This window comes from Streptomyces sp. NPDC001700 (assembly GCF_053596435.1).
Genome location: NZ_JBSFGE010000083.1, coordinates 1 through 1,382, shown reverse-complemented (window position 1 = coordinate 1,382; position 1,382 = coordinate 1). Strand labels below are relative to the sequence as shown.

The 1,382-nt window shown below is 68.5% G+C and carries 1 protein-coding gene; it reads left to right on the top strand.

The genetic code is table 11. The features are described from left to right. Positions 1-30: 30 nt before the first annotated feature. The coding region (locus tag ACWC5C_RS42045) for a polyketide synthase dehydratase domain-containing protein (protein ID WP_450884638.1) at positions 31-1,382 on the top strand (1,352 nt) is incomplete at its 3' end.

Below are 1,382 nucleotides of genomic sequence, written 5' to 3'. Positions count from 1 at the left end.
TGGCCGCCGGTTGGGGCGGATCCCGTTGGGGTGACCGATCTGTATGAGCGGCTTGCCGCGGATGGTCTTGGTTATGGTCCGGTGTTCCGTGGGGTGCGGGCGGCGTGGCGGCGTGGCAGTGAGGTGTTCACCGAGGTCGAACTGCCGGCGGAGGAGGCTGGTTCCTTCGGTCTGCATCCGGCGCTGCTCGACGCGGCCCTGCACGGCATCGACTTCAGCGGACTGATGGCTCGGACGGGCGGCGGTACGTTGCTGCCGTTCGCCTGGCAGGGCGTCACCCTGCACGCTGCGGGTGCCACACGGCTCCGTGTGCATCTGGCGGAGGCCGCGGGTGGTTCGGTTGTGGTGCGGGTCGCCGATGATTCGGGTGCTCCGGTGGCGTCGGTGGATGCCCTGACCCTGCGGCGGATCTCGGCGGATCAGCTGGCGCGTGCGAGTGATCCGCATCGGGACGCGTTGTTCCGGCTGGACTGGGTTGCCGCTGCCGGGGCCGCTGCCGCGTGGGCCGGGTCGGTCGCCGTGCTCGGTACGGGAACGCCGGAACTCGATGGTGCCGAGCGCTACCCCGACCTTGCCACGTTCATCGCCGCTCTCGACGAAGGACGTCCGGTTCCCGACGCCGTGCTGACGGTGCTGCCGCGCATGGCGGCGGAGACACCCTCTGTCGACGCGGTGCGTGAGGTCACGCATCGCACGCTGGGCCTGTTGCAGGGCTGGCTGGCGGAGGAGCGGGTTGAGGGGGCACGGCTGGTTCTGGTGTCCGAGGGTGCGGTGGCGGTCTCGGCGGATGAGGATGTCGTTGATGTGGCGGGGGCGGCGGCGTGGGGTCTGGTGCGCTCCGCGCAGTCGGAGAACCCCGGCCGATTCGTCCTCGTCGACCTCGATGGTGACCTCGATGGTGGCATTGGTGCCGACCAGCGCGGCATCGCGGAGTCGCTGGACCTCGCTCTGACGTCGGGAGAGCCTCAAATCGCCCTTCATGGTGGTGTGTTGAGGGTGCCTCGGTTGGCTCGTTATGGGGTGGGTGGTGCGTTGGTGCCGCCGGTGGGGGCTCGGGGCTGGGTTCTGGATGTGACGGGTACCCGGAGTTTGGAGGGTTTGGCGCTGGTGGAGCATGCGCCTGCGGTTGCTCCGTTGGTGGGGGATGAGGTTCGTGTCGCTGTGCGTGCGGCGGGTGTGAACTTCCGTGATGCGGTGGTTGCTTTGGGTGTGGTGACCACGCAGGAGGGGTTGGGTAGTGAGGCTGCTGGTGTGGTGGTGGAGGTGGGTCCGGATGTGACTGATCTCGTGCCCGGTGATCGGGTGATGGGGTTGGCGGATCAGTCGTTCGGTCCGTTTGTGGTGACCGGGCGGCCGTTTGTGGCGAGGATTCCGGAGGGGTG